General features: G+C 55.7%; 26 protein-coding genes. All 26 read left to right on the top strand.

What is annotated here, in order from left to right:
• The first annotated feature begins 24 nt into the window (after nucleotides 1–24).
• Nucleotides 25–555, top strand: a complete 531-nt coding sequence (locus SIB88_RS05845; protein ID WP_412557584.1) for a hypothetical protein — start codon at nucleotides 25–27, stop codon at nucleotides 553–555.
• Nucleotides 542–1,141, top strand: coding sequence for a hypothetical protein (locus SIB88_RS05850; RefSeq protein WP_412557585.1), 600 nt, complete (start codon nucleotides 542–544; stop codon nucleotides 1,139–1,141). The genes SIB88_RS05845 and SIB88_RS05850 overlap by 14 nt, the downstream gene beginning before the upstream one ends.
• Nucleotides 1,138–1,341, top strand: a complete 204-nt coding sequence (locus tag SIB88_RS05855) for a hypothetical protein (protein WP_412557586.1) — start codon at nucleotides 1,138–1,140, stop codon at nucleotides 1,339–1,341. Before SIB88_RS05850 ends, SIB88_RS05855 begins: the two co-directional genes overlap by 4 nt.
• Nucleotides 1,334–1,537, top strand: coding sequence for a TraR/DksA C4-type zinc finger protein (locus SIB88_RS05860; protein WP_287465559.1), 204 nt, complete (start codon nucleotides 1,334–1,336; stop codon nucleotides 1,535–1,537). The genes SIB88_RS05855 and SIB88_RS05860 overlap by 8 nt, the downstream gene beginning before the upstream one ends.
• Before the next feature lie 3 nt (nucleotides 1,538–1,540).
• On the top strand, nucleotides 1,541–1,891 hold the full coding sequence (locus SIB88_RS05865; RefSeq protein ID WP_287465560.1) for a DUF2730 family protein: 351 nt from the start codon (nucleotides 1,541–1,543) through the stop codon (nucleotides 1,889–1,891).
• Nucleotides 1,892–1,893: 2 nt separating this feature from the next.
• Nucleotides 1,894–2,193 carry an ArsR family transcriptional regulator gene (locus SIB88_RS05870; RefSeq protein WP_287465561.1) on the top strand — a complete coding sequence of 100 codons (300 nt, stop codon included), beginning with the start codon at nucleotides 1,894–1,896 and terminating at the stop codon, nucleotides 2,191–2,193.
• 1 nt (nucleotide 2,194) lies between these two features.
• Nucleotides 2,195–2,752 carry a DUF3486 family protein gene (locus tag SIB88_RS05875; protein ID WP_412557587.1) on the top strand — a complete coding sequence of 186 codons (558 nt, stop codon included), beginning with the start codon at nucleotides 2,195–2,197 and terminating at the stop codon, nucleotides 2,750–2,752.
• Nucleotides 2,749–4,140, top strand: a complete 1,392-nt coding sequence (locus SIB88_RS05880; protein WP_412557588.1) for a terminase large subunit domain-containing protein — start codon at nucleotides 2,749–2,751, stop codon at nucleotides 4,138–4,140. Before SIB88_RS05875 ends, SIB88_RS05880 begins: the two co-directional genes overlap by 4 nt.
• Complete coding sequence (locus SIB88_RS05885) at nucleotides 4,131–5,546, top strand: hypothetical protein (protein WP_412557589.1); 1,416 nt, start codon at nucleotides 4,131–4,133, stop codon at nucleotides 5,544–5,546. Before SIB88_RS05880 ends, SIB88_RS05885 begins: the two co-directional genes overlap by 10 nt.
• Nucleotides 5,543–6,433 carry a phage minor head protein gene (locus SIB88_RS05890; protein WP_412557590.1) on the top strand — a complete coding sequence of 297 codons (891 nt, stop codon included), beginning with the start codon at nucleotides 5,543–5,545 and terminating at the stop codon, nucleotides 6,431–6,433. Before SIB88_RS05885 ends, SIB88_RS05890 begins: the two co-directional genes overlap by 4 nt.
• 296 nt (nucleotides 6,434–6,729) lie before the next feature.
• Nucleotides 6,730–7,098 carry a hypothetical protein gene (locus SIB88_RS05895; RefSeq protein WP_412557591.1) on the top strand — a complete coding sequence of 123 codons (369 nt, stop codon included), beginning with the start codon at nucleotides 6,730–6,732 and terminating at the stop codon, nucleotides 7,096–7,098.
• Nucleotides 7,098–9,455 carry a Mu-like prophage major head subunit gpT family protein gene (locus tag SIB88_RS05900; protein WP_412557592.1) on the top strand — a complete coding sequence of 786 codons (2,358 nt, stop codon included), beginning with the start codon at nucleotides 7,098–7,100 and terminating at the stop codon, nucleotides 9,453–9,455. The genes SIB88_RS05895 and SIB88_RS05900 overlap by 1 nt, the downstream gene beginning before the upstream one ends.
• Nucleotides 9,456–9,566: 111 nt before the next feature.
• On the top strand, nucleotides 9,567–10,229 hold the full coding sequence (locus SIB88_RS05905; protein ID WP_412557593.1) for a hypothetical protein: 663 nt from the start codon (nucleotides 9,567–9,569) through the stop codon (nucleotides 10,227–10,229).
• Nucleotides 10,230–10,232: 3 nt separating this feature from the next.
• The gene (locus tag SIB88_RS05910) at nucleotides 10,233–10,745 is read left to right on the top strand and encodes a hypothetical protein (RefSeq protein WP_412557594.1); all 513 of its coding nucleotides are present in this window, start codon (nucleotides 10,233–10,235) and stop codon (nucleotides 10,743–10,745) included.
• Nucleotides 10,742–11,308: a hypothetical protein gene (locus SIB88_RS05915; RefSeq protein ID WP_412557595.1), complete on the top strand. Its 567-nt coding sequence runs from the start codon at nucleotides 10,742–10,744 to the stop codon at nucleotides 11,306–11,308. The genes SIB88_RS05910 and SIB88_RS05915 overlap by 4 nt, the downstream gene beginning before the upstream one ends.
• Nucleotides 11,305–11,664 carry a DUF2635 domain-containing protein gene (locus SIB88_RS05920; RefSeq protein WP_412557596.1) on the top strand — a complete coding sequence of 120 codons (360 nt, stop codon included), beginning with the start codon at nucleotides 11,305–11,307 and terminating at the stop codon, nucleotides 11,662–11,664. Before SIB88_RS05915 ends, SIB88_RS05920 begins: the two co-directional genes overlap by 4 nt.
• Before the next feature lies 1 nt (nucleotide 11,665).
• Nucleotides 11,666–13,141, top strand: coding sequence for a phage tail sheath subtilisin-like domain-containing protein (locus SIB88_RS05925; protein ID WP_412557597.1), 1,476 nt, complete (start codon nucleotides 11,666–11,668; stop codon nucleotides 13,139–13,141).
• Nucleotides 13,142–13,166: 25 nt separating this feature from the next.
• Nucleotides 13,167–13,538: a phage tail tube protein gene (locus SIB88_RS05930; RefSeq protein ID WP_287465581.1), complete on the top strand. Its 372-nt coding sequence runs from the start codon at nucleotides 13,167–13,169 to the stop codon at nucleotides 13,536–13,538.
• Nucleotides 13,538–13,822 (top strand): phage tail assembly protein, encoded by a 285-nt coding sequence (locus SIB88_RS05935; RefSeq protein ID WP_412557598.1) that lies wholly within the window; start codon nucleotides 13,538–13,540, stop codon nucleotides 13,820–13,822. Before SIB88_RS05930 ends, SIB88_RS05935 begins: the two co-directional genes overlap by 1 nt.
• On the top strand, nucleotides 13,822–13,941 hold the full coding sequence (locus tag SIB88_RS05940) for a GpE family phage tail protein (protein WP_412557599.1): 120 nt from the start codon (nucleotides 13,822–13,824) through the stop codon (nucleotides 13,939–13,941). The genes SIB88_RS05935 and SIB88_RS05940 overlap by 1 nt, the downstream gene beginning before the upstream one ends.
• A gap of 9 nt (nucleotides 13,942–13,950) precedes the next feature.
• A complete protein-coding gene (locus SIB88_RS05945) occupies nucleotides 13,951–15,720 on the top strand; it encodes a tape measure protein (protein ID WP_412557600.1) in 1,770 nt (589 codons plus the stop codon).
• Complete coding sequence (locus tag SIB88_RS05950; RefSeq protein WP_412557601.1) at nucleotides 15,720–16,913, top strand: DNA circularization protein; 1,194 nt, start codon at nucleotides 15,720–15,722, stop codon at nucleotides 16,911–16,913. Before SIB88_RS05945 ends, SIB88_RS05950 begins: the two co-directional genes overlap by 1 nt.
• Nucleotides 16,906–17,967 (top strand): phage baseplate assembly protein, encoded by a 1,062-nt coding sequence (locus SIB88_RS05955; protein WP_412557602.1) that lies wholly within the window; start codon nucleotides 16,906–16,908, stop codon nucleotides 17,965–17,967. Before SIB88_RS05950 ends, SIB88_RS05955 begins: the two co-directional genes overlap by 8 nt.
• Nucleotides 17,955–18,593, top strand: a complete 639-nt coding sequence (locus SIB88_RS05960) for a phage baseplate assembly protein V (RefSeq protein ID WP_412557603.1) — start codon at nucleotides 17,955–17,957, stop codon at nucleotides 18,591–18,593. The genes SIB88_RS05955 and SIB88_RS05960 overlap by 13 nt, the downstream gene beginning before the upstream one ends.
• Nucleotides 18,593–19,042: a phage GP46 family protein gene (locus SIB88_RS05965; protein WP_412557604.1), complete on the top strand. Its 450-nt coding sequence runs from the start codon at nucleotides 18,593–18,595 to the stop codon at nucleotides 19,040–19,042. Before SIB88_RS05960 ends, SIB88_RS05965 begins: the two co-directional genes overlap by 1 nt.
• Nucleotides 19,042–20,112, top strand: a complete 1,071-nt coding sequence (locus tag SIB88_RS05970) for a baseplate J/gp47 family protein (protein ID WP_412557605.1) — start codon at nucleotides 19,042–19,044, stop codon at nucleotides 20,110–20,112. Before SIB88_RS05965 ends, SIB88_RS05970 begins: the two co-directional genes overlap by 1 nt.
• Nucleotides 20,113–20,115: the final 3 nt, after the last annotated feature.

Genomic DNA, 20,115 nt, shown 5'->3' on the forward strand with positions numbered 1-20,115 from the left:
CTACCAACACAGTTGGAGCAAGTCATGTTTCCCCCGAAGCTATTTCTCGGCACCGTCATTCGACCGGTGCTTTCAAGCCTCAGTTCAGTTGACCCACGTCTGAATAGTGTGGCAGCCGAGCAATTGCTGCTGGGCACCGCCTTGGCGGAAAGCGGGCTTGCGGCTGTTTCTCAACGCGGCGGTGGTCCCGCGCGCGGATTTTTCCAGATCGAACCGGCAACGGCACATGACGTTTTCGAACGCTGGCTTAGGGTTCAGCGCAAACGAGCCCTGGAAGATATCGTTCATCGCCTTCGCGTCCTGCCGGGGCGTGAAAAGGCAATTGATGAGCTGTATGGCAACCCGTTCTTTGGCTGCGCTTTGGCACGGCTCAAATACTGGATGTCTCCCGATCCGCTGCCATCCGCCGGTGATTGGCCCGATATCGCCGCCTATTGGAAACAGCATTACAACACGCCTGCAGGTGCAGGAACGCATCAGCATTTCCTGCGCGCGATCGAGGATGTGCGGGGTCTTTGGGACATGAACGAGGAGACGGAAAATGTCCACGCCTGAAATCGCCACCAAACAATGGTGGCAGTCCAAAACCATTATCGGTGCTCTCGTATCGTTGATCTCGACGCTTTGCGCGAGCCTCGGCGTCACAATCGCACCGGAAATGCAGACTGAAATCGTCACGGCTCTGGTTGCCTTTGGCGGTGTGGTCGGTACCGGTCTTTCGATCTATGGCCGGATCAAGGCCAGCCATACCATCGGCAAGGTGGATAAGAATGCCATCCGGTCGATTGCCATTGCGTTACTTGTCTTTGGTGGCATCGGGCTTGGCGGGCCGGTGGCTTGTGCCTCCTACACCGCCTATCAGAGCGAGGACGCGACACCTGCACAGACGGTTTTCGCCCTTCAGTCTGATTACAACACAGCGCTGGTCGCGGCGACCGAGTTTGTCCGAAGCCCGCAGACCGATCCCGCAACGACCGATATCGTCAAGCGGCTGGAAATTGCTGCACATGACGCCTTGAAGGAGGCGCAGGGAGCCGTTCGGGCCGGGGATAGTCCAGCCATTCCGGTGGCGATCTCGGCAGCGCGATCAGCCCTGGCCGAATTCGGGGCATATCTTTCGAAGAAAGGAGCCCTGCCGTGAGCATCGCACAACTGATCCTGCTTGGTATCCAGATCGGCAATGCCGTTTCGGCCGGTGTGCCGATGGCCATCAAGGCAAAGGAAGCGATTGACAGGATGATCGCCGAAAACCGAGATCCAACCGACGCAGAATGGTCCGAGCTTAATGCCCTGACCGATGCTTTGCGAAACGAGCTGCATCAAGGCGGCATAGATGCCTGATATGATCGACGCCGCACAGGCGAACGAGGAAATGTGGCGGGACCAGGCAAAGGCCAAGTCCCGCCGCAACCAAAAAGGGGCCGGGCGCGCCGAATGTATCGATTGCAGCGAACCGATCAAGGAAGCGCGACGGAAAGCAAATCCACATGCAGTTCGCTGCGTGCGTTGCCAGAGCGATTTTGAGCGGGGGAAATAGGTCGTGACGCTTGAACTACTGACAAAATACGGTTGGCTCATCGCCTTGGTCCTTCAGGGCTTCATCGCTTGGATTGGCTGGTCGATCAAGGAACGCTTTGTCACTCGCAAAGACTATGAGGAAGACAAAAAGCAACTCGATGGCTTGGTAAGCCGGGTCAAAAGGGTTGAGGAGATGCTCGAGGATCTGCCCGACCAGTCCGAGATCCACGACCTGAGCATGGCGCTTGAGAAGCTGTCCGGAAAAATGGGCGGCCTAATGGAACGTGTAGAAGCTGCGTACCGAAATCAGGATCGATACGAACGCGTTCTTAATCGCATCGAAGATTTCCTGCTGACCAACAAAGGGGCATAACCGTGAGCTATCCTGATTTTGTCGCGGAAAAACGCCGTTTAACCATTCTGCGGTATCTGAAAGAGGAAAACGGATACTCGGCTAACGACAGTGTGATGCATTCGGTTGTCGATCATTTCGGGTTCAGTTGTTCGCGCGATATGGTGCGGGGCGACTATGCCTGGTTGCGCGATATGGGCTTGGTAACGGTCGAGGAACTTTCGGCCTCTGTCCACACTGCAACCATCACCCAGCGCGGTATTGACGTGGCCTCTGGCAATGTACGTGTTGCCGGTGTTGCTCGCCCCGGACCGGGGGCCTGAAATGGCGACGAAACCCAAGATCGAAACAGAACTCTCCGAAGAGGATCTGAAAGCCTTCCGGCACCTGATGGCGACGGGACGTTGCTCTATCGATGACCTTGTTGGTTGGCTTGGAAAGCGGGGTTATGAAATCTCCCGCTCGTCCGTCGGTCGATATAGCCAGAACTTTGAACGTGTGGCGGCGCGCCTCCGGGAATCCCGACAGATCACGGAAGCAATCACCACCGAACTTGGTGATGCGGCTGTGCAAGGTAAGCAGGGTCGTCTTTTGGTCGAGATGACCAGGACGCTTGTATTCGACATGCTGATGAAGTTTCAGGAAGAGGATGCTGAGCTCGATACCAAAGATGTGATGATGTTGGGCAAGGGGCTGGCTGAGTTGGGTAAAGCGCTGCGTCTCGATCAAGACTTTGAAACCAAGCTCAGAGAACAGATCCGGGATGCTGTCGATCGCAAGCTTGAAACAGTCGAGAGCGAACTGGGTGAAACAGAAACATCCGATCCGAAAGCAGTACTGAAGCGCATCCGTGAAGAAGTTTACGGGATCATCGTCGAATGACCAAAACCCAGCCTGCCGTTCCATTGTTCAAATATCAGCGTGACTGGTTTCTTGACCGGTCGCGTTTCAAAATCGGCATGTTCGCCCGCCAAACAGGCAAGACGTTTACGACGGGCCTTGAGATCGTTGATGATTGTTTCGATGCGTGGGTCAACGACAAACGTGCCCGCTGGGTCATTCTCTCCCGTGGTGAACGGCAAGCCAAAGAAGCAATGGATGAAGGCATCAAGCTACATGCCAAAGCCTATCAGATGGGCTTCGAAGAGTTGGAGTATGAGGTCTCCGGTGCCGATGACAGCCGTTACAAAGCGCTCGAGGTCGTTCTTCCGGGGGGATCGCGCATTACTGCATTGCCAGCCAACCCTGATACGGCTCGCGGCTTCTCTGCCAATGTTTTCCTTGATGAATTCGCTTTCCATCGGGACTCTCGCGAAATTTGGAAAGCCCTGTTCCCGGTGATCAGTGCTGGTCACAAACTTCGCGTAACAAGCACGCCTAACGGCAAGGGTAACAAATTCTATGAGCTGATGACGGCCGGGGATAGCACCTGGTCGCGTCACGAGGTTGATATCTATCGTGCGGTGAGCGATGGGCTGCCCCGAAGCATTGAAGAACTGAAACAGGGCATCGCAGATCAGGATGCCTGGGAACAGGAATATGAGCTCAAATGGGCCGATGAGGCAACAGCCTGGCTAACCTACGAACTGATCATGCCGTGTGAAGCGGAGGATTCTGGTGATCCGTCAAAGTTCACAGGTGGCAAAACGTTTATCGGAAACGACATTGCAAGACGTAACAACCTCTGGGTTGCTTGGGTTTTAGAAGAGGTCGGGGACGTTCTGGTCACGAGGGAAATCCGTGCCGAGAAAAATATCTCTTTCTCCCGACAGGACGAAATCATGGACGAGTTGTGTTACCGCTATAACCCGGTGCGCATCGCAATGGACCAAGGCGGTATGGGCGAGAAGCCCGTTGAAGATGCCAAGAAGCGCTATGGCGAGTTGAGGGTGGATGGCGTTTTGCTTCAGGGTGCAACGCGCCTGAATATCGCGACGATGGGAAAGCAGAAATTCGAGGATCGCAAAATCCGCATTCCTGCCGGCGATCCTGCATTGCGCGCCGACCTTCACAAGGTTCGCAAGGTTACAGGTGTCACCGGGGGTATTCGGCTGGTTGCTGATGATGATGCAGAGGGACACGCTGACCGGTTCTGGGCGGGAATGCTGGCTATTGCGGCGGCCAGCGAGGCCGCGTTGCCGGCTGCGGGTGCAACCGTAGACCACGATCCGGAAATCTATGACGTTCGGAGCATGCCGGGCCGGGATGCTAACCGTCTTTTGCAACGGCCGGGAACGCCTTTTGACGGGAGAAAACGCACATGGGCTTGAAACATTTTCTGTCGTTTGGCGGTTTGTTTTCGAAGAAGGAGACGACGGTAAGAGAAGCGGCCGGAAAGACGATCGATAATGACGAGGAAGGTTGGCGTCGACTGACCGGCGATGCACGCCGGGATCTGTCATCGATCACACAGACCCGCATGCAGGAACTTGGCGTCTATATGTGGCGGACCAATCCGCTAGCCAATCGTCTTATCGAGCTCCCGGTGGCGTTTCTGCTGGCCGAAGGTGTCACGCTTCAGGTCAAGGATGAAGAGGCCCAGAAATGGCTTCGCAAATTCTGGAATGACCCGATCAACAATATGGATATCAAGCTGCCCAAGAAGGTCCGTGAACTGGCCCTTTATGGAGAGCAATGCTATCCGGCCTTCGTCAACGAAATGAACGGCCATGTCCGTTTGGGCTATCTCGATCCTGGACTGATCGAAACGGTTGTCACCGATCCGGACAATATCGAACAGCCGATCGGGGTGGTGACCAAGAAAGACCGAAAAGGTATTGCACGGCGCTATCGCATCATCGTGAATGGTCCTGAAGACGCATTTTCAAAACGGACACGCGATATCCGCGAAACCTTTACCGATGGTGATTGCTTCTATTTCACGGTCAACGATTTGTCGAACGCGACCCGAGGACACTCTGACCTGTTGCCCCAGATTGACTGGCTGGATGGTTACGACCATTCACTGTTTGGCGAACTCGAGCGCTGGGACTTTCTGCGCGCATTTGTTTGGGATGTGACCCTGAAGGGGGCAACGCCCGATGAAGTCAACCAGCGTGCCCGCGAGATTGCACCGCCGCGACCGGGCAGCGTGCGCGTCCATAACGACAGCGAAACATGGAACGCCGTCGTTCCGGAACTTAACGGAGCCGATAACAATGAAACGGCGCGTTTGTTCCGCAACCATATTCTTGGTGGCCGTTCGATCCCCGAGCACTGGTTTGGTGGCGGCGGCGATGTCAACCGCGCAACAGCGGGCGAGATGGGCGAACCGACCTTCAAGGATCTGTCCATGCGTCAGCGCTATATCAAGCATATGCTTGAAGAGATTGGCACCTTCGTCATTCGTCAAAAGACTTTGGTCCTTTATGGCTCGGAACCCGATCAGAGCAATGAGCCGGAGGACTACGAGGTCTCGGCCGTGTTCGCAGAAATGATTGCAAGCGACACCTCGAAATACGCAACTGCCCTGGTCAGTGTGGTCACGGCGGTTGCGGCCGCTGTTGATCGTCATTTGTTGAGCCAGACATCTGCGGTCGCTCTTATTGCCCTGGTTGCCGGTCGCATGGGCCTCGAAGTCGATCCTGACGCGGAACTGGAGCAGGCATTGGCAGACAAGGGCAAGCAGCAGGAAGAAGACAGTTTTCCGGGCTTCGAAGAGGATGAGGCCGCATGACCACCGACCCGCGGGATAAAGCCTTTCGGAAAGAGCGCAAACGCCAAGTGAAGCTTTACACTGAAGAAATGCGCACCGCCCTCAGAGACGTTGTCCATATCCTTAAGGTCGGTCGGCAACGCATTGCCGCCGAACTGGCTATGGGCGCGAGTGAGTTTCAGGCATGGCAATTGCCCAACATCCAGCAATCGATCGACAAGGTTCTTAAAGAGATCGGCGAAGAGATGGCCAGTTCGGCTAGTGAACATCTGGCCGCAGCGCATTCGCTTGGCATCGATCTTATCGAGAAGCCTTTGGCCGCTGGTGGGTTGCGAATTGCCGGACTACTGCCTGATGTGGATCGCCGCCAACTGATGGCGATCCGGTCATTCCTTACCGATCGCCTGAAGAATGTCAGCGCGGACGTTGCCAGCAAGGTGAAGGGCCAGATCGGCCTTGTCATGATCGGTGGCCAGACACCGGCCGATGCTGCTACTTCTGTTGCAATGTTAATCGAGAGTGAGAGAAGTCGGGCTGTTACGATTGTTCGGACAGAGATGGGGCGCGCGTTCTCAGTGGCATCCCAGGAACGGCAAAAGCAAGCTGTCGAAATGTTGCCAGGGCTGAAAAAGCAATGGCGGAGATCAGGAAAGGTTCACAGCCGTACAAGTCACGACCTGGCCGATGGACAGATTGTTGAAGTCGACAAGCCGTTCATTGTTGGGGGCGTAGAGTTGATGTATCCGCGAGATCCAAATGCACCGGCAAAGGACACGATAAATTGCGGCTGCGTTTCCCTTCCTCACATGGAGCACTGGGAGGTCAAGAATGCCGAACGTATGCCGTTCAGTGACGATGAAATTTATCGCAATCCACGCAAACGAGATCTGGCGCGCGAGTTGAATTGAAGGATTGGAACCGGCAAAATCGTTCATTCGATTTATTTTGCCATACAAGCACAGTTGGCTCTATAGATGGGGCGTTGCTGCTCCCAATGGCCTCTTAGGCCTCTCACAGCCTCTTAAAGCCTCTTAAAACCGAATGTTTAAGTGTTTGGGGATCCGGATTGCACATCAGTCCGGAGGAGAAGCTGTGGACCGGAACTGTTCCGGACACGTCATCAAGCAATCACACCGATAGATTGGCACCAAAGCGGCCTGACGATCAAGGCCGTTTGTGTTTCATCCGACAAGGTGTGAGAGCAATGTCCAGTTCGAAAGCTGCAGAACCTTCGACCGCTTCCAAGGAAATCAATTCCGAAGCCGACAAGGGCAAGGATGCAACGGCCGGTGCAAACCAGCCGTCTACCGAGCCTGCCAAAAAGTCGGCACCCGCGAAAAAGGCGGCGACTTCCAAAAAGGCAGATGATGCAGAACCTGATCTCGATGCCGAGGCTGTTGCAAAGCAGCTCGACGTTAAGGTTCTTGTCGTCAAATCGGTCGACAAGAAGCGCGGGCCGGTCACCGACGAAGTGCCCGTCAAGGCCGAACACATACTGTCATGGGTCGTCCGTGACAAAGCTCTGACGGCTGTCACGATTGATGGCCAGAAGCACCAGGCGGAGCTGAAGTAATGGCCCGCAGCAAACTGTTTCTCGCATCAGCGGGCATTGCCGCACTTGTCGCTTCGGCAACATCAGCAAAAGTATTCATTACCGATTTCCGGGAAGCACAGGGAATTCCGGCATTGGGGTTGATCGGTCCTGATGCGGTCCGCGAAGCTTTCGAGGGCGATCTTCGCCAGTTGCAGGATCTTCTGCAGGGGGCAATCAAGAAAGCGCTTGAACTTTCCGGCGAGGAAGACTGGTGGCCCTATATCCACGGCCTGTTCGACGACTTCATTGTTGTCGAGAACAAGGATGGCAAGTTGCTCCGGTATCCCTACGAAGTCGACGGGACAAAGGTGTCTCTTGGAAATCCGCAGGAAGTCATCAAGACTTTCGAACCTGTCATTGACGGCGGTATGCGCGAGGCTGTTGGGCCTTTCATCGAAGCGGATAGCAAAGCCACACAGTATCGCATTCGCGTAATTCGCCAAGGCGTTTCAGGAAACCGGAACTTTTACCCAGCAGATGTTCTCCGCGAGGCCGTGCCACTGTTCGATGGCGTGCGTGTCTTCGTTAAGTCTGACGAGGAACACCTTAAAGGCCAGGGCAAGGATGTCCGCAACCTGATCGGTGTTCTGCGCAATCCTGCCTTTGTCGAAGCCGAGGGTGAAATTCACGCCGATCTCCTGCTGATCGAGCCGGAAGGCGATATCGCAGTCAAAATTCGGGAAGCATGGAAGCAGCAGTTAACTGACCTGTTTGGCTTCTCGATTGATGCACGGGCCAAAGCCCGTGTGATCAACAAGGATGGTCAGCGCGTCCGCGAGGCTGTCTCTTTTCTCAAAGTAAGTTCCGTCGATCTGATCGTTGAGCCAGGCGCAGGCGGCGGCATTATCAACCTTCTTGAAGCACAAGGAACCGCAGTCATGGGACGCGACGAAATCATCGCTCTGCTTGAAGCCAAAGGGCTTCTCAAAGACAAGGATACAGAACAGCTGTCGGATGATCAGCTGATCGCCATGCTGACCGAAGCCGTAAATCCCGAAACCGATGAAGGTGCGGACGATCTTCGCGAAGCTGAAGATGAAAACTCCCCGGTCACGCGGGCAGAACTTCGTATGGTCGAAGCGCGTGGAAGTGCTCGCGTTTTGATCGATGCCAGCCAACTGCCGGATAAGGCAAAGCTGCGCCTGAAGGCGAAGTTTGATGCGATGGACAGTTTCACTGATGCAAATGTTCGTGAAGCCATTTCCGACGAAGCAGACTACATCGCGACCTTCACGGAAAGTGGTTCTGTCCGTGGGCTCGGTACCGTCGGGTCGCGTATTCAGATTGGTGAAGACCGGTTCGAAAAAACCTCTCAGATGTTCGAAGCGTTCTTTGATCCGGACCACAAGGATCATCGCCACGCGCGCTCTTTCAAGGAATGCTATGTGCAGGTAACTGGCGACAAGTATGTCACTGGTTCCATTCGCAACTGCGACCAGTCGCTGATGCGTGAGGCATTGGCTTCCGGAACCTTTGGCGACGTGCTGGGTGATTCAATAACACGCCGTATGATCGCCGACTATAACGTGCCGACGCGCTATGACGTCTGGCGTCAGTTGGCCAACATCGTGAATGTTGCCGACTTCCGTTCGCAGGAACGCACTCGCTTTGGCGGCTATGGCGATCTTCCGGCAGTCGCCCAGGGTGCAGACTATGCAGCTCTTGCTTCGCCGACGGACGAAAAGGCGACCTATGCTGTCGCGAAAAAAGGCGGGACCGAAAGCATCACGCTTGAAATGATCAAGAACGATGATGTTGGTGTCATTCGTCAGATCCCGATCAAGATGTCTCGGTCTGCCAAGCGTACCCTCGGCAAGTTCGTTCTCGACTTTATCAAGGACAACCCGATCATTTACGACGGCGTAACCCTGTTCCATGCCACGCACGGTAACCTGGGTGCTGCGGCGCTCGACAAAGCCTCTTTCGCTGCCGGCCGTCTTGCGATGCTTGAGCAGACCGAAAAGGACAGTGGCGAGAAGATGGGTATTCCGCCGACCTTCCTGTGGGTTCCCGATACCCTCGAAGAAACGGCAGTCGATCTCTTCCGTCGTAATACCGAAAACGACAAGAACTTTATCCAGGCACAGAATGTCCAGGTGGTTCCTGTCTGGTATTGGACCGATGCAAACGACTGGGCGTTGTCGGCCGACAAAAACGACATTCCGAGCATCGAGATCGGCTTCCTCGATGGCAATGAAGAGCCGGAACTGTTTGTCCAGGACAACCCGACAAACGGCTCAATGTTCGCCAGCGACAAGCTGACCTACAAGATCCGTCACATTTATGGCGGCACCCCGGTCGACTTCCGTGGCCTCTACAAAGGCGTGGTTGTCTAGAACGGCGCTTTGAACCTTGGCTGAGAGGTCTGTCAAAGGCCTCTCAGCGACATACCCGATTTAGGGGTGACTGCCGGGAAAGATCGGCTTTCCTGTTTATTGGTGAGAGCAATGGCGTTCGTAGATTTTCAGACACTGGTTGATGGACTGGTTCGCGACGAAAGCGGCGCGGTATCGGAAAATGAACGTGACCAGGCTATCAATCTGGCCGTCGTCCGCTATTCGACCGATCGGCCACGATCGGCAGTCGAAGCCATTATCGGTACCGGTAACCTTCTCGACCTTCCGGAAGGCTGGGCACTGAACTTCAGTTCTCTTCAGGCGATTTGGCTTCCCAGCGACAGTGGGCGCGTTCCACTTGAAGGGAGACTTGAAAATACATTGGCGGGGCTGCGCATCCGGCTCGCTGAGAATCTCGCAGCCGGGACAGAAGTGCATGTTGAGTATTCCATTCTGCACGAGGTGGCAGACCTGGTGGATACAGTCCCGGTGCGAGATCGCGAGGCCGTCGCAAGCTGGGCAGCACAGTTGCTGCTTGAACAGCTATCCAGTCTTTATTCCGGTCATCGCGAGCCCACTATTCAGGGCGACACAACCGATTGGCAATCCAAAGGCCGGGACTATGCGGCACGCGCCAAACGCTTGCGCGAGAACTATCTCAATCACCTTGGAATTGATCCGAAACGCACGGTCCCATGTGGAGCTATTGTGAATTTCGATCTGCGTGATCAGCTCGGTGGCGATCGTATCGTTCATAAGCAGCGGAGACGTTGAGCAATGGCTTTCGACGTCCGTATTGATATTCGTGAAGCCGCCGCTCTGGCTGATGCTTTTGACAAGTCACCGAAGATTGTGACCGAAGAGCTTACTGCCGCGACGTGGCAAGCGAGCCTTTTGCTGGAGCGTGAGGTCAAGGAAAACACGCCAACTGGCGTCGGTGGTGGTGGCGGTCTCAAGGGATCTATCAGCGCGCGAGAGCCGGAAGTGCTGTCCGACAATGTGATCGGTATGGTGGGCACGCCCCTTGATTACGCAGTCCCGGTCGAACTTGGAACCCGCCCGCACTTTCCTCCAGTGCAACCGCTTGCGGACTGGGCCGAGCACAAACTTGGACTTTCGCCCGCCGAAGCGCAGGGCGCTGCATTCGCGATTGCCCGCAAGATCAGCCGCACCGGTACCAAGGGGGCGCATATGTTCGAGCGGGCCTTTGAGGAAAACGATCTTCAGGTGCAGCGGATCTTCGACCGAGCGCGTGTCCGGATTGCCGATCGCATGGGAGGCCGAGCATGAGCCTTACTGAGATCAGAGACGCAATCGCTGCAAAAATCGCGACGGTGCCGGGGGCCGGGAAAGTTCATCGCTACGAGCGTTATGCCGTGTCTCAGAAGGATTTTCGCAACCTTTATGTGTCGGAAAACAAGGTGTGCGGGTGGTTCGTGCGCCGGGTGCGGACGGTCGAGCAGGAAGACTCAACGAATGCGAACCGCGAAATCCATTCCTGGCGCATAGAAGGGGTTATGAGCTTCGATGATGCCAATCAGAGCGAGATCGTATTCGACGATCTGATTGAGCAAATTCGAGCAGCTTTCCGTCATGACGAGACAATCGGTGGTGTTGTCGAGACGACGCTGGTTGACGGCCTTGCAGGTGTCCAGCTCGAAGACAGCGGGCCTGTCATGTTTGCCGGAACTCTCTGCCATCGTGCGCGCCTTTCCCTGCAAACGCGGGGCTTTGTCGACGTCGGAGAAATCGCGATCGACAGTTTCAATACTGGTGCCCCCGAGTGGGATCTCGCGGCACCTGACGGCACGACGGATGCCAAAGACACGATCACACTGGAGCAAGACCAATGACCAACAAAGTCAATGTTGTGCCTGGAAAGGATGGCTTGAAGGTGCGCACCGAAAATGGTGCCCGCCATATCCGCCCCAAAGGCGAGAGCGTTTCGCTCACTTCCTATTACCGCCGTCGGATCGCCGCAGGTGATCTCAAACAGGTTAAACATTTGCCTGAAGAGACCCATGAGCCCGACACGCCAGTGGTCGAAGAGGAGGTCACTCTCGGTTCGCTTCTCAAGGCGCTTGATTATAGCGACCAGGCGCAGGCGACCGAGGATGGCAAACCGTCTCTCACCTATCTCTCAGACATTCTTAATCGCCGTGTGACGCGCAAGGAAGTTGACGCGGCCCTGAAGGAAATGGAGGCCTGAAATGTCGATCAGCTTCGATAATATCCCGACGACCTTGCGAGTTCCGTTCGTCTATGCCGAGTTTGACAACACGAACGCGGTGTCCGGTCCGGCATTGATGCCTTATCGCAATCTGGTTATTGGCCAGCGCATTGCAAGTGGTCAGCCAGTTGCCGCTCTGACACCGATCCGGGTCACCAGTAAAGCCCAGGCAAAGAACTATTTCGGTGCTGGTTCGATGCTTGCCCAGATGCTTGAACGCCAGCTGCAGAACAATAGCGTTACCGAGACCTGGGCAATTGCGCTTGATGATGAAATTGCCGCAACGGCCGCAACCGGGGCGTTGACAGTAGGTGGCACGGTTTCGGCCGGCGTCATTTATCTCTACATCGGTGGTCGGCGTGTAAAGGTTGGTGTTTCTGGCGATGATGCGCTGAGCGATATCGCCAGCAACATTGTTGATGCGATAACGGCCAACACAGATCTGTCGGTCTCGGCTGCTGTTGACGGCGTTACGGCCGAGAAGGTCAACCTGACGGCACGTAACAAGGGCGTTGCGGGGAACGATCTGGATATCCGCGTCAACTACTACGATGGCGAGAGCCTGCCTGAAGGCTTGACGCTGACGATTACAGCCATGTCTGGTGGGCAGGCAAACCCGGATATCGAAGACGTGTGGGCTGCAATCGGTGATGAACACTACAACGTCATCACCAACCCCTACACCGATGCTGCGAACCTCACAGCGCTCGAGACCGAACTGGTCGATCGTTGGGGACCGCTGCGCATGATTGAGGCGATGGCCTTCAGCGCAGCCACGGGAACACATTCTGCATTGGGCACACTTGGCGACAGCCGCAACAGCCCGCATGTTTCAATCATGAACGGTGCCGGCAGCCCGTCTCCTACCTGGGAAATTGCGGCCGCTGTTGCAGGCAAGGTTTCGTACTACGCCAACATTGATCCGGCCCGTCCGTTCCAGACGCTGACGCTGGATGGCATCCTGCCACCGAAGACGCAGGATCGGTTCACGCTGCAGGAGAACAACCTGCTGCTGTTCGATGGCATTTCGACCTTCATGGTTGATGACGGTGGGTTGGTTCGTATTCAGCGTCTCATTACGACCTACAAGACCAATCCGCAGGGTGCGGAAGACATCAGCTACCTCGATGTCAATACGCCGCTGACCCTTGGCTATCTACGCTACGATTTCCGCAATTACATCCTGCGCAAATATCCCCGTCATAAACTTGGCAATGACAGCACGAACTACGGTGCCGGCCAGGCAATCATGACGCCGAAGCTCGGCAAGGCCGAGGCGATTGCACGTTTCCGCGTATGGGAAGAACAGGGTCTGGTCGAGAACATCGATCAGTTCAAAAACGACCTGATTTGCGAGCGCAATGAAAGCGATCCGAACCGGCTCGACTGGTATCTGCCACCGGACCTTATGAACCAGTTCCGTGTTGGCGGGGCCAAGATCGGCTTCATTCTCTAACCGCTTTCCGTGAGGAGACAAGGATATGTCTAATAACCCAAATCGCCGCGCCGGGCGGATCTACTTCAAGGTTGATGGCACTCAATACGATGCCAAGGGCAGTTTCAGTTACAACCTGGGCGCAGACAAGCGCGACGGCATTGTCGGGGCAGACGGTGTGCACGGTTACAAAGCCATGCCGCAGGTTCCGTTCATCGAAGGTGCTGTGACCGATCGTCCGGACATGGACCTAAAGTCCGTTCTGGAACTTGACGGTGTGACAGTCACCCTCGAGCTGGCCAACAGCAAAACCATCGTCCTTCGCAACGCCTGGTGGGCCGGTGAAGGAACCGGCAGCTCAGAAGAGGCCGAAATTCCGGTCCGTTTCGAAGGTATTAGCGCCGAGGAGATGAAGTAATGGAGCCTGTCAAAATTCAGTTGAAACGCCCTATTGAGGCGCACGGTGACACCGTCAAGGAACTGACCCTTGATGAACCTGATTGCGGCGGCCTCGATGGTGTCGAGATCACTGTCACTGAAGGGGGTGTCAAACTCAACCTTGGTGATATCCATAAAATTATCGCTTCTATGGCAGGCATACCGCCTTCGGCGGCGCGCACAATCAAGGTCTCGGATTTGGCAAAGATCGTTCCGGTGGTCATGGATTTTTTGCCCGAGTTCCTCCGAACTGGCGCGAAGTGATGGAGGAAGTGGCTTTTACCTTCCATTTTCAGCCGTCCGAGCTGGAACGCATGAAGGTGAGCCAGCTCCTTAAGTGGCACCAGGGCGTGCGTCGAATTCAAAAGAAAATCTCGGGATAGCAACCTTTCATGGCCGACCGTGAACTCACATTGAAGATGATTGTCCAGGCGATTGACCGGGTCACCAAACCGGCGCGCCAGATGGGTGCCGCGATGGGTGATATGGCTCGTCGCGCACGTCTTGATCAGCTTCAGGCGAATTTGCTGGCGGCACGTGAAAGGTTGGCTGCCATTGGGAGCGCAGCGAGAGATGTTGGAAAGCGGTTCCAGGATATGGGCACTGGAGCATTGACGAGCCTCACCGCGCCGATTGCTGCGATCGGTGGTTTTTCACTTCGCGCCTTTGGACAAATGGAGCAACTGGAGACGTCCTTCAAGTCGATGCTTGGTGGTTCCGAAGCTGCGAAAAACATGGTCAAGGAACTTTCCGACTTCGCAGCAAGAACGCCTTTTCAGATGCAGGACATTGGTGGTGCAACCAAACAGCTGCTGTCGTTTGGCGTGGAAGCGAGCAAAATCACAAGCACCTTGGGCATGCTCGGTGATATCTCGGCTGGGGCCAATATACCGCTGGGCGATATGGCATCGATTTTTGGAAAGTCTATGGCCAAAGGCAAGGCCATGACCGAAGAGCTTTTGCAGCTGTCGGATCGTGGGGTTCCGATCATCGACGTGTTGGCAAAAGGGCTTGGACGATCAAAAGATCAAATCTTTGAACTCGCATCGCAAGGTCGTATCAGCTTCGATATTCTGACGCGCGCTATGCAGACAATGACCAGTCAGGGAGGCGTTTACTTCAAGCAGATGGACGAGCAGTCCAAAACGCTTTTTGGCAAATGGTCTACATTCAAGGATAACTTCATCCTTGGCATGGTCGATATCGGCGATGCTCTAATGCGGGTGTTTGGGATCGGCGACGGTCTTGACGGTCTTACGCTTCAGATCCAGTTGATCCGGGAGCAGTTCAAAGCATTCGCTGAAGCCAATCCAGAACTTCTCAAATTCATCTTTATTGCAACAGCCCTGGCTGCGGCCGTTGGTCCGACATTGATCGTTATCGGGTGGATGGCAAAAGGGTTTGGCGTTCTGGCTGCAAGTGGTGCCGGTGCCATCAAAATGATGCTTATGCTTAAAACCGGTATTGGTGCATTGATTGGGATGGTGGGCAACTTTGCTGTTGCCTTGAAGGCCGGCTACAGCGTGATGCAGGCGTTCAATCTCGTGCTGGCAGCAAATCCGATCGGCCTGATAATCGTCTCGATTGCCGCACTCGCCGCAGCCGCCTATCTGATCTACCAAAACTGGGGGCCGATCAGCAATTTCTTCTCCGGCCTATGGGCAGAAATCAAATCAGCCTTTGACCAGGGCTTCATCCAAGGTGTGCTGAAGGTTCTAGAAGTCTTCAACCCGACGATCTGGATCGCCAAGGGTGTCAATGCACTCATCGAGTACCTGTTTGGCATCGATCTGGCCAAGGTTGGCAGCGAGTGGATCGGCGGCCTGTGGGACGGAATGCAAGCCAAGTGGGCGGAGCTGGTCGACTGGTTGAGTTCCGCCGTGACGTCACTGATGGACTGGATGCCAGACTGGGTTAAAGAACGCCTCGGACTGGATGCAGGTGGCCTTGGGCAAATGCCTGGGAGCGCGGTCGGTAATGTCGCTTCGGCAGTTGCGCCTGCAATCGGTCCGCAGAATGGCCAAGGACAAGGTCGCTTTGCCGGTGAGGTCAAGGTTTCCTTTGATAACGCGCCGTCAAACATGCGGGTCAAGGAAGTCAAATCAGACAATCCTGATTTCGTGCCGTCGGTCTATGCCGGCTACGCAATGGGAGGCTCGTGATGTCCTGGAAAGACAAGCTGCGGCCAGCCAGTTACAAGGGTGCGCGGTTCCATATCGAAGGTCACGATTCCGATGTGGCTGGTCGTGAAGTCCAGGTGCACGAATATCCCGGCCGCGATGTGCCGTATCCCGAAGACATGCGTCGCAAAACCAAGAGTTTCAACTTTCCCGCCTATGTGATCGGTGATGATTACATGACGGCCCGCGATCAGCTGATCAGCGCATGTGACAGCGAAGGTCCGGGGACGCTGATACATCCGTATCTGGGGTCGATCATCGCCATTTGCACTGGCTGTAAACTCTCAGAGCGGGCCGATGAAGGACGCATGGCGCGCCTTCAGCTCACTTTTGTTGAAGGTGGCACAAACCAGTTTCCGACATCGAGCAAGGATCAATCCTTTGCACTGACGCAGGCCGTTGAAGCCGCCCACGCATCAAACCGTGAGAGCTTTGCCAACGACTTCTCTGTCGCTGGAAAACCGGCGTTTCTGGCCTATGAGTCGGTTGATGTGATTTCGGAGGCAACCAGCGAGATCGATGGCGCTGTCAGTGACCAGGGCGACGGTACCTTTGCCCGTGCGCTTAGCAAGATCGGAAAGGAAGCGCTGACCTTTGTCCAGAACCCGTCGGGGCTCGCCAATCAGTTGGGCGATCTGATTGTTCAGGCTGGCGAAGCTGCCGGTGCAGGTCCGGAGACCATGCAGGCGCTTCGTCCTATTGCTCAATTTGGCACGCAGCTGGCAGCGGTACCGCTGACCACGGCAACCCGAAAAGTCCAGGCCCTCAATCAGAATGCTGTCGTTTCACTTGTGACCAACTCCGCTGTGATCGAGATGGCCCGGAACGTCATAAACACCGAGTTCACGACAACAGATGATGCCTTTGCAACGCGCGACGAAATTGGCGGATATCTCGATACCGCGATGGATCGCGCCAGTGAAGCCGAGGACGATCAGTTGTTCGAGACGCTCCGCGTACTCCGCACAGCGACCACCGACTACATCAATGCACAGTCACCCCGCACTGCACAGGTCATCAACACGGTGGCTCCGCTGACAGAACCGGCCTTGGTTACCGCTTATCGCTTGTACCAGGATGCCAGCCGGGCTGATGAAATCGCTACGCGCAACGGTGTGGCACATCCGGGGTTCGTGCCTGGCGGGGAAACGATCGAGGTGCTGAGCAATGTCTGATGTCACGCTTAGTCTCAGCGGCACCAATTACGGTGGTTGGAAGCGCGTCCGTATCACGCGCTCGATCGAGCATATGGCAGGCACCTTTGACCTGCAGCTCAGCGACCGCTATCCGGCGGAGGGGAGCATTCCAGTCATTTCGCGCGGATCTGCCTGCAGGGTGGCCATCGATGGCGAAACTGTCATCACGGGTTTCGTCTATGACGACAATCCGGGCTTTGATGCCAAATCGCGCGAGATCCGCGCAGCCGGTCGCGATGTAACAGGTGATCTTGTCGACTGCTCGGCAATCAATCGGCCGGGTGAATGGTTGAATGCCACGCTCGACAAGGTTGTCACCGATATCGCGCGGCTGTTTGCCATTCCAGTAAGGATCGAGACCGCCACGGGCACGCGGTTTACCAAGTTCCGGATCGAGGAAGGCGAGACCGCCTTTGAAGCCATCGATCGGGCTTGCCGCATGCGGTCGGTTCTGGCGATCAGTGATGGCAAGGGAAGCCTCGTTATTACCAAACCCGGCGTTGCGCGGGCTTCTGTGCGGTTGGAAGAAGGTGTGAACCTTCTGTCCGGATCTGCTGGCTATTCGGATAATGAACGTTTCTCGCGCTACATCGTCAAGGCACAACAGCCGGGGTCGGACGACTTGTCTGTCGATCAGATTGCCCAGGTTGTTGCCGAACAGGCCGATGCAGGCGTTTCGCGCTATCGTCCGATGGTGATCCTGGCAGAGGATTCCGCCGATCGGAACTCCGCGCGCAAGCGTGCGCAGTTTGAGGCCAATGTCCGCGCCGCTCGCAGTCAGCAGATCACCGTGCGCGTGCAGGGATGGCGTGAAACTGAAAACGGCACGCTTTGGCAGCCCAACCGGCTGGTGCAAATCAAATCAGCCACACTCAAGGTCGATCAGGATCTTCTGATCTCTCAGGTGATCAATACCAAGGACCAGTCCGGTACCGTGACAGAGCTCACGCTGTTGCCGCCGGCCGCGTTTGATATCGAACCGCCCAAAGAGAAGAAACTCAAAGATCAGGGGGCGCTCAAATGGATCGAATAAGCCTGATCTTTAATCGTCTGATCCAGCCGTTGCGTCGTCGCGTGATGCTGATGGTGTCCCGTGCGGTGATCAAGGTTGTGAATGACGCCGGGGGCATCCAGAAGCTTCAGATCGTCGGTTATGACGGTGAGCTTCTTGAGGGGGTCGAGCGGCTTCAGGAATACGGTCTGACATCCGTACCACTGGGCAATGCCGAGGCTGTTGCAACGGCCGTCGGCGGCAATCGATCTCATACTATCGTGATCGCCGTTGATGATCGCCGTTTTCGCCTCAAGAACCTCGCACCTGGTGAAGTTGCCCTCTATGACGATCTTGGCCAGAAGGTGCACTTGAAACGCGATGGCATTCTGATCGAGACAGGCCAACCATCTGGTGTGACGGTTAACGCGCCTGCTGCGACGGTTAACGCGCCTGCTGCGACGGTGAATTCGGACACGGTTACAACCAACGCGACCGAAGTCACGGTGAACGCGGCCAAGGCCGTTATCAACAGCGATGAAATTCATCTCGGCGCTGAAGGTGGACAACCGATCGCCCGTGTTGGGGATCTGGTCGATGTTGCTTCGGGCAGCTCTGCAGGCCAGTGGCCGATTGTTTCTGGCTCTGACAAAGTGAGGGCCGGTTGATGGACGTCCTGATCGCATTTGATGACAAGCTTCTGATCGGTGACATCAAAACTGCTGCCGGCGACCTTGAAACGGACCCTTCGATCCGCACTGCAGTTGTCATCAGCATCTTTACCGACGCACTGGCCAACCCGGACGATGAATTGCCAGCCGGTGAAACGGATCGACGTGGCTGGTGGGGAGATTTGTTGCCCGAAGTCGAAGGCGACAAGATCGGATCACGCCGCTGGCTTTATGTCCGTGAGAAGCAATCTCCAGAAACCGCTGAGAAGATCCGGGAAGCCGATCAGGAAGCCCTGCAGTGGCTGATCGATGACGGGATCGCAGCGTCCGTGTCTGTTACGACCGAATGGATCGAACGCGGTGTTCTGGCCGAAGAGATCAAAATCACCAAACCCGATGGCGACCAGGTGAATTGGCGTTTTAATCAGCTGTGGGAGAACCTGTAATGCCATTCTCGCGTCCGACATTGGCGGATCTGGTGAACCAGATTTCAAGCGATATCAAGAGCAACCTGACCGATGCGAATGCCTGGCTGCGTCGTACCGTTCTGGGTGTTCTGTCGCGCGCATTCGCCGGTGCGTTGCATGGGCTTTACGGCTTTATTTCCTATGTTGCCAAGCAGGTCTTTCCCGATACGGCCGAGAAGGCATTTTTGCGTCGCTGGGCTTCGATCTGGGGTGTAAAGCCAAAGCCGGCACAGGCGGCGACGGGCAATGTTACCTTCACCGGACTAATCGGATCTACCATCCCGGTTGATACGGTCCTTCAGCGCTCTGACGGGGTCGAGTACGTCACGCTCGCCGCCTTGGACCTTGTCGCTGAAACCGGAACTGTTGCGGTCGAGGCGATTGCGGGCGGTGTCACCGGCAATCTGGATGCTGGCGCAACTCTGGCACTTGTTGAGCCGATCGTCGGCGTTCAGACCAATGTGACGGTCGCGGCCGGTGGTCTGTCGCAGGGTAGCGACGCCGAGGATGATGAATCACTTTTGGCACGGTTGCTCAATCGCATCCAACGTCCGCCACATGGGGGCAATAAGGACGACTATGTTACCTGGGCGAAGGATCAAGAAGCACATGGCATCGATGTGACGCGGGCTTGGTCAAACCCGCTCGAGCTTGGCTTGGGTACGGTTGTCGTGCGCTTCATGATGGACGACACATACGGCGATGGCATTCCGCTGCCCGCTGATGTTGCGACTGTCGCAAGCTATATTGCTGAAGTCCATCCAGTCACGGCCGACGTGATGGTGGTACCGCCGGTGGCGGTTGCAGTGGTGTTCGAGATCTCCGGTCTGACACCTGGTAATGCCGCAGTCCGTTCTGCGATCGAGGCCGAGCTGCGCGATCTGATCCGCCGTGAAGCAGAGCCGGGCAGCACACTGTTGATCAGCCATGTTCGCGAGGCGATCTCGATCGCGGCCGGCGAGACCGATCATGTTCTGGTTGCGCCCAACGCGAACCTGATCGCGGACACGCATGAAATTTTCACCTTTGGCAACATTACCTGGAGCTGAAGG

Source organism: Thalassospira sp. MIT121401 (genome assembly GCF_047125595.1).
Classification (GTDB): domain Bacteria; phylum Pseudomonadota; class Alphaproteobacteria; order Rhodospirillales; family Thalassospiraceae; genus Thalassospira; species Thalassospira povalilytica.

Coding starts and splice junctions, on each gene's coding strand:
- SIB88_RS05845 (WP_412557584.1), top strand. CDS start 25: ATGTTTCCCCCGAAGCTATTTCTCGGCACCGTCATTCGACCGGTGCTT.
- SIB88_RS05850 (WP_412557585.1), top strand. CDS start 542: ATGTCCACGCCTGAAATCGCCACCAAACAATGGTGGCAGTCCAAAACC.
- SIB88_RS05860 (WP_287465559.1), top strand. CDS start 1,334: ATGCCTGATATGATCGACGCCGCACAGGCGAACGAGGAAATGTGGCGG.
- SIB88_RS05875 (WP_412557587.1), top strand. CDS start 2,195: ATGGCGACGAAACCCAAGATCGAAACAGAACTCTCCGAAGAGGATCTG.
- SIB88_RS05880 (WP_412557588.1), top strand. CDS start 2,749: ATGACCAAAACCCAGCCTGCCGTTCCATTGTTCAAATATCAGCGTGAC.
- SIB88_RS05885 (WP_412557589.1), top strand. CDS start 4,131: ATGGGCTTGAAACATTTTCTGTCGTTTGGCGGTTTGTTTTCGAAGAAG.
- SIB88_RS05890 (WP_412557590.1), top strand. CDS start 5,543: ATGACCACCGACCCGCGGGATAAAGCCTTTCGGAAAGAGCGCAAACGC.
- SIB88_RS05895 (WP_412557591.1), top strand. CDS start 6,730: ATGTCCAGTTCGAAAGCTGCAGAACCTTCGACCGCTTCCAAGGAAATC.
- SIB88_RS05900 (WP_412557592.1), top strand. CDS start 7,098: ATGGCCCGCAGCAAACTGTTTCTCGCATCAGCGGGCATTGCCGCACTT.
- SIB88_RS05905 (WP_412557593.1), top strand. CDS start 9,567: ATGGCGTTCGTAGATTTTCAGACACTGGTTGATGGACTGGTTCGCGAC.
- SIB88_RS05910 (WP_412557594.1), top strand. CDS start 10,233: ATGGCTTTCGACGTCCGTATTGATATTCGTGAAGCCGCCGCTCTGGCT.
- SIB88_RS05915 (WP_412557595.1), top strand. CDS start 10,742: ATGAGCCTTACTGAGATCAGAGACGCAATCGCTGCAAAAATCGCGACG.
- SIB88_RS05920 (WP_412557596.1), top strand. CDS start 11,305: ATGACCAACAAAGTCAATGTTGTGCCTGGAAAGGATGGCTTGAAGGTG.
- SIB88_RS05925 (WP_412557597.1), top strand. CDS start 11,666: ATGTCGATCAGCTTCGATAATATCCCGACGACCTTGCGAGTTCCGTTC.
- SIB88_RS05930 (WP_287465581.1), top strand. CDS start 13,167: ATGTCTAATAACCCAAATCGCCGCGCCGGGCGGATCTACTTCAAGGTT.
- SIB88_RS05935 (WP_412557598.1), top strand. CDS start 13,538: ATGGAGCCTGTCAAAATTCAGTTGAAACGCCCTATTGAGGCGCACGGT.
- SIB88_RS05940 (WP_412557599.1), top strand. CDS start 13,822: ATGGAGGAAGTGGCTTTTACCTTCCATTTTCAGCCGTCCGAGCTGGAA.
- SIB88_RS05945 (WP_412557600.1), top strand. CDS start 13,951: ATGGCCGACCGTGAACTCACATTGAAGATGATTGTCCAGGCGATTGAC.
- SIB88_RS05950 (WP_412557601.1), top strand. CDS start 15,720: ATGTCCTGGAAAGACAAGCTGCGGCCAGCCAGTTACAAGGGTGCGCGG.
- SIB88_RS05955 (WP_412557602.1), top strand. CDS start 16,906: ATGTCTGATGTCACGCTTAGTCTCAGCGGCACCAATTACGGTGGTTGG.
- SIB88_RS05960 (WP_412557603.1), top strand. CDS start 17,955: ATGGATCGAATAAGCCTGATCTTTAATCGTCTGATCCAGCCGTTGCGT.
- SIB88_RS05965 (WP_412557604.1), top strand. CDS start 18,593: ATGGACGTCCTGATCGCATTTGATGACAAGCTTCTGATCGGTGACATC.
- SIB88_RS05970 (WP_412557605.1), top strand. CDS start 19,042: ATGCCATTCTCGCGTCCGACATTGGCGGATCTGGTGAACCAGATTTCA.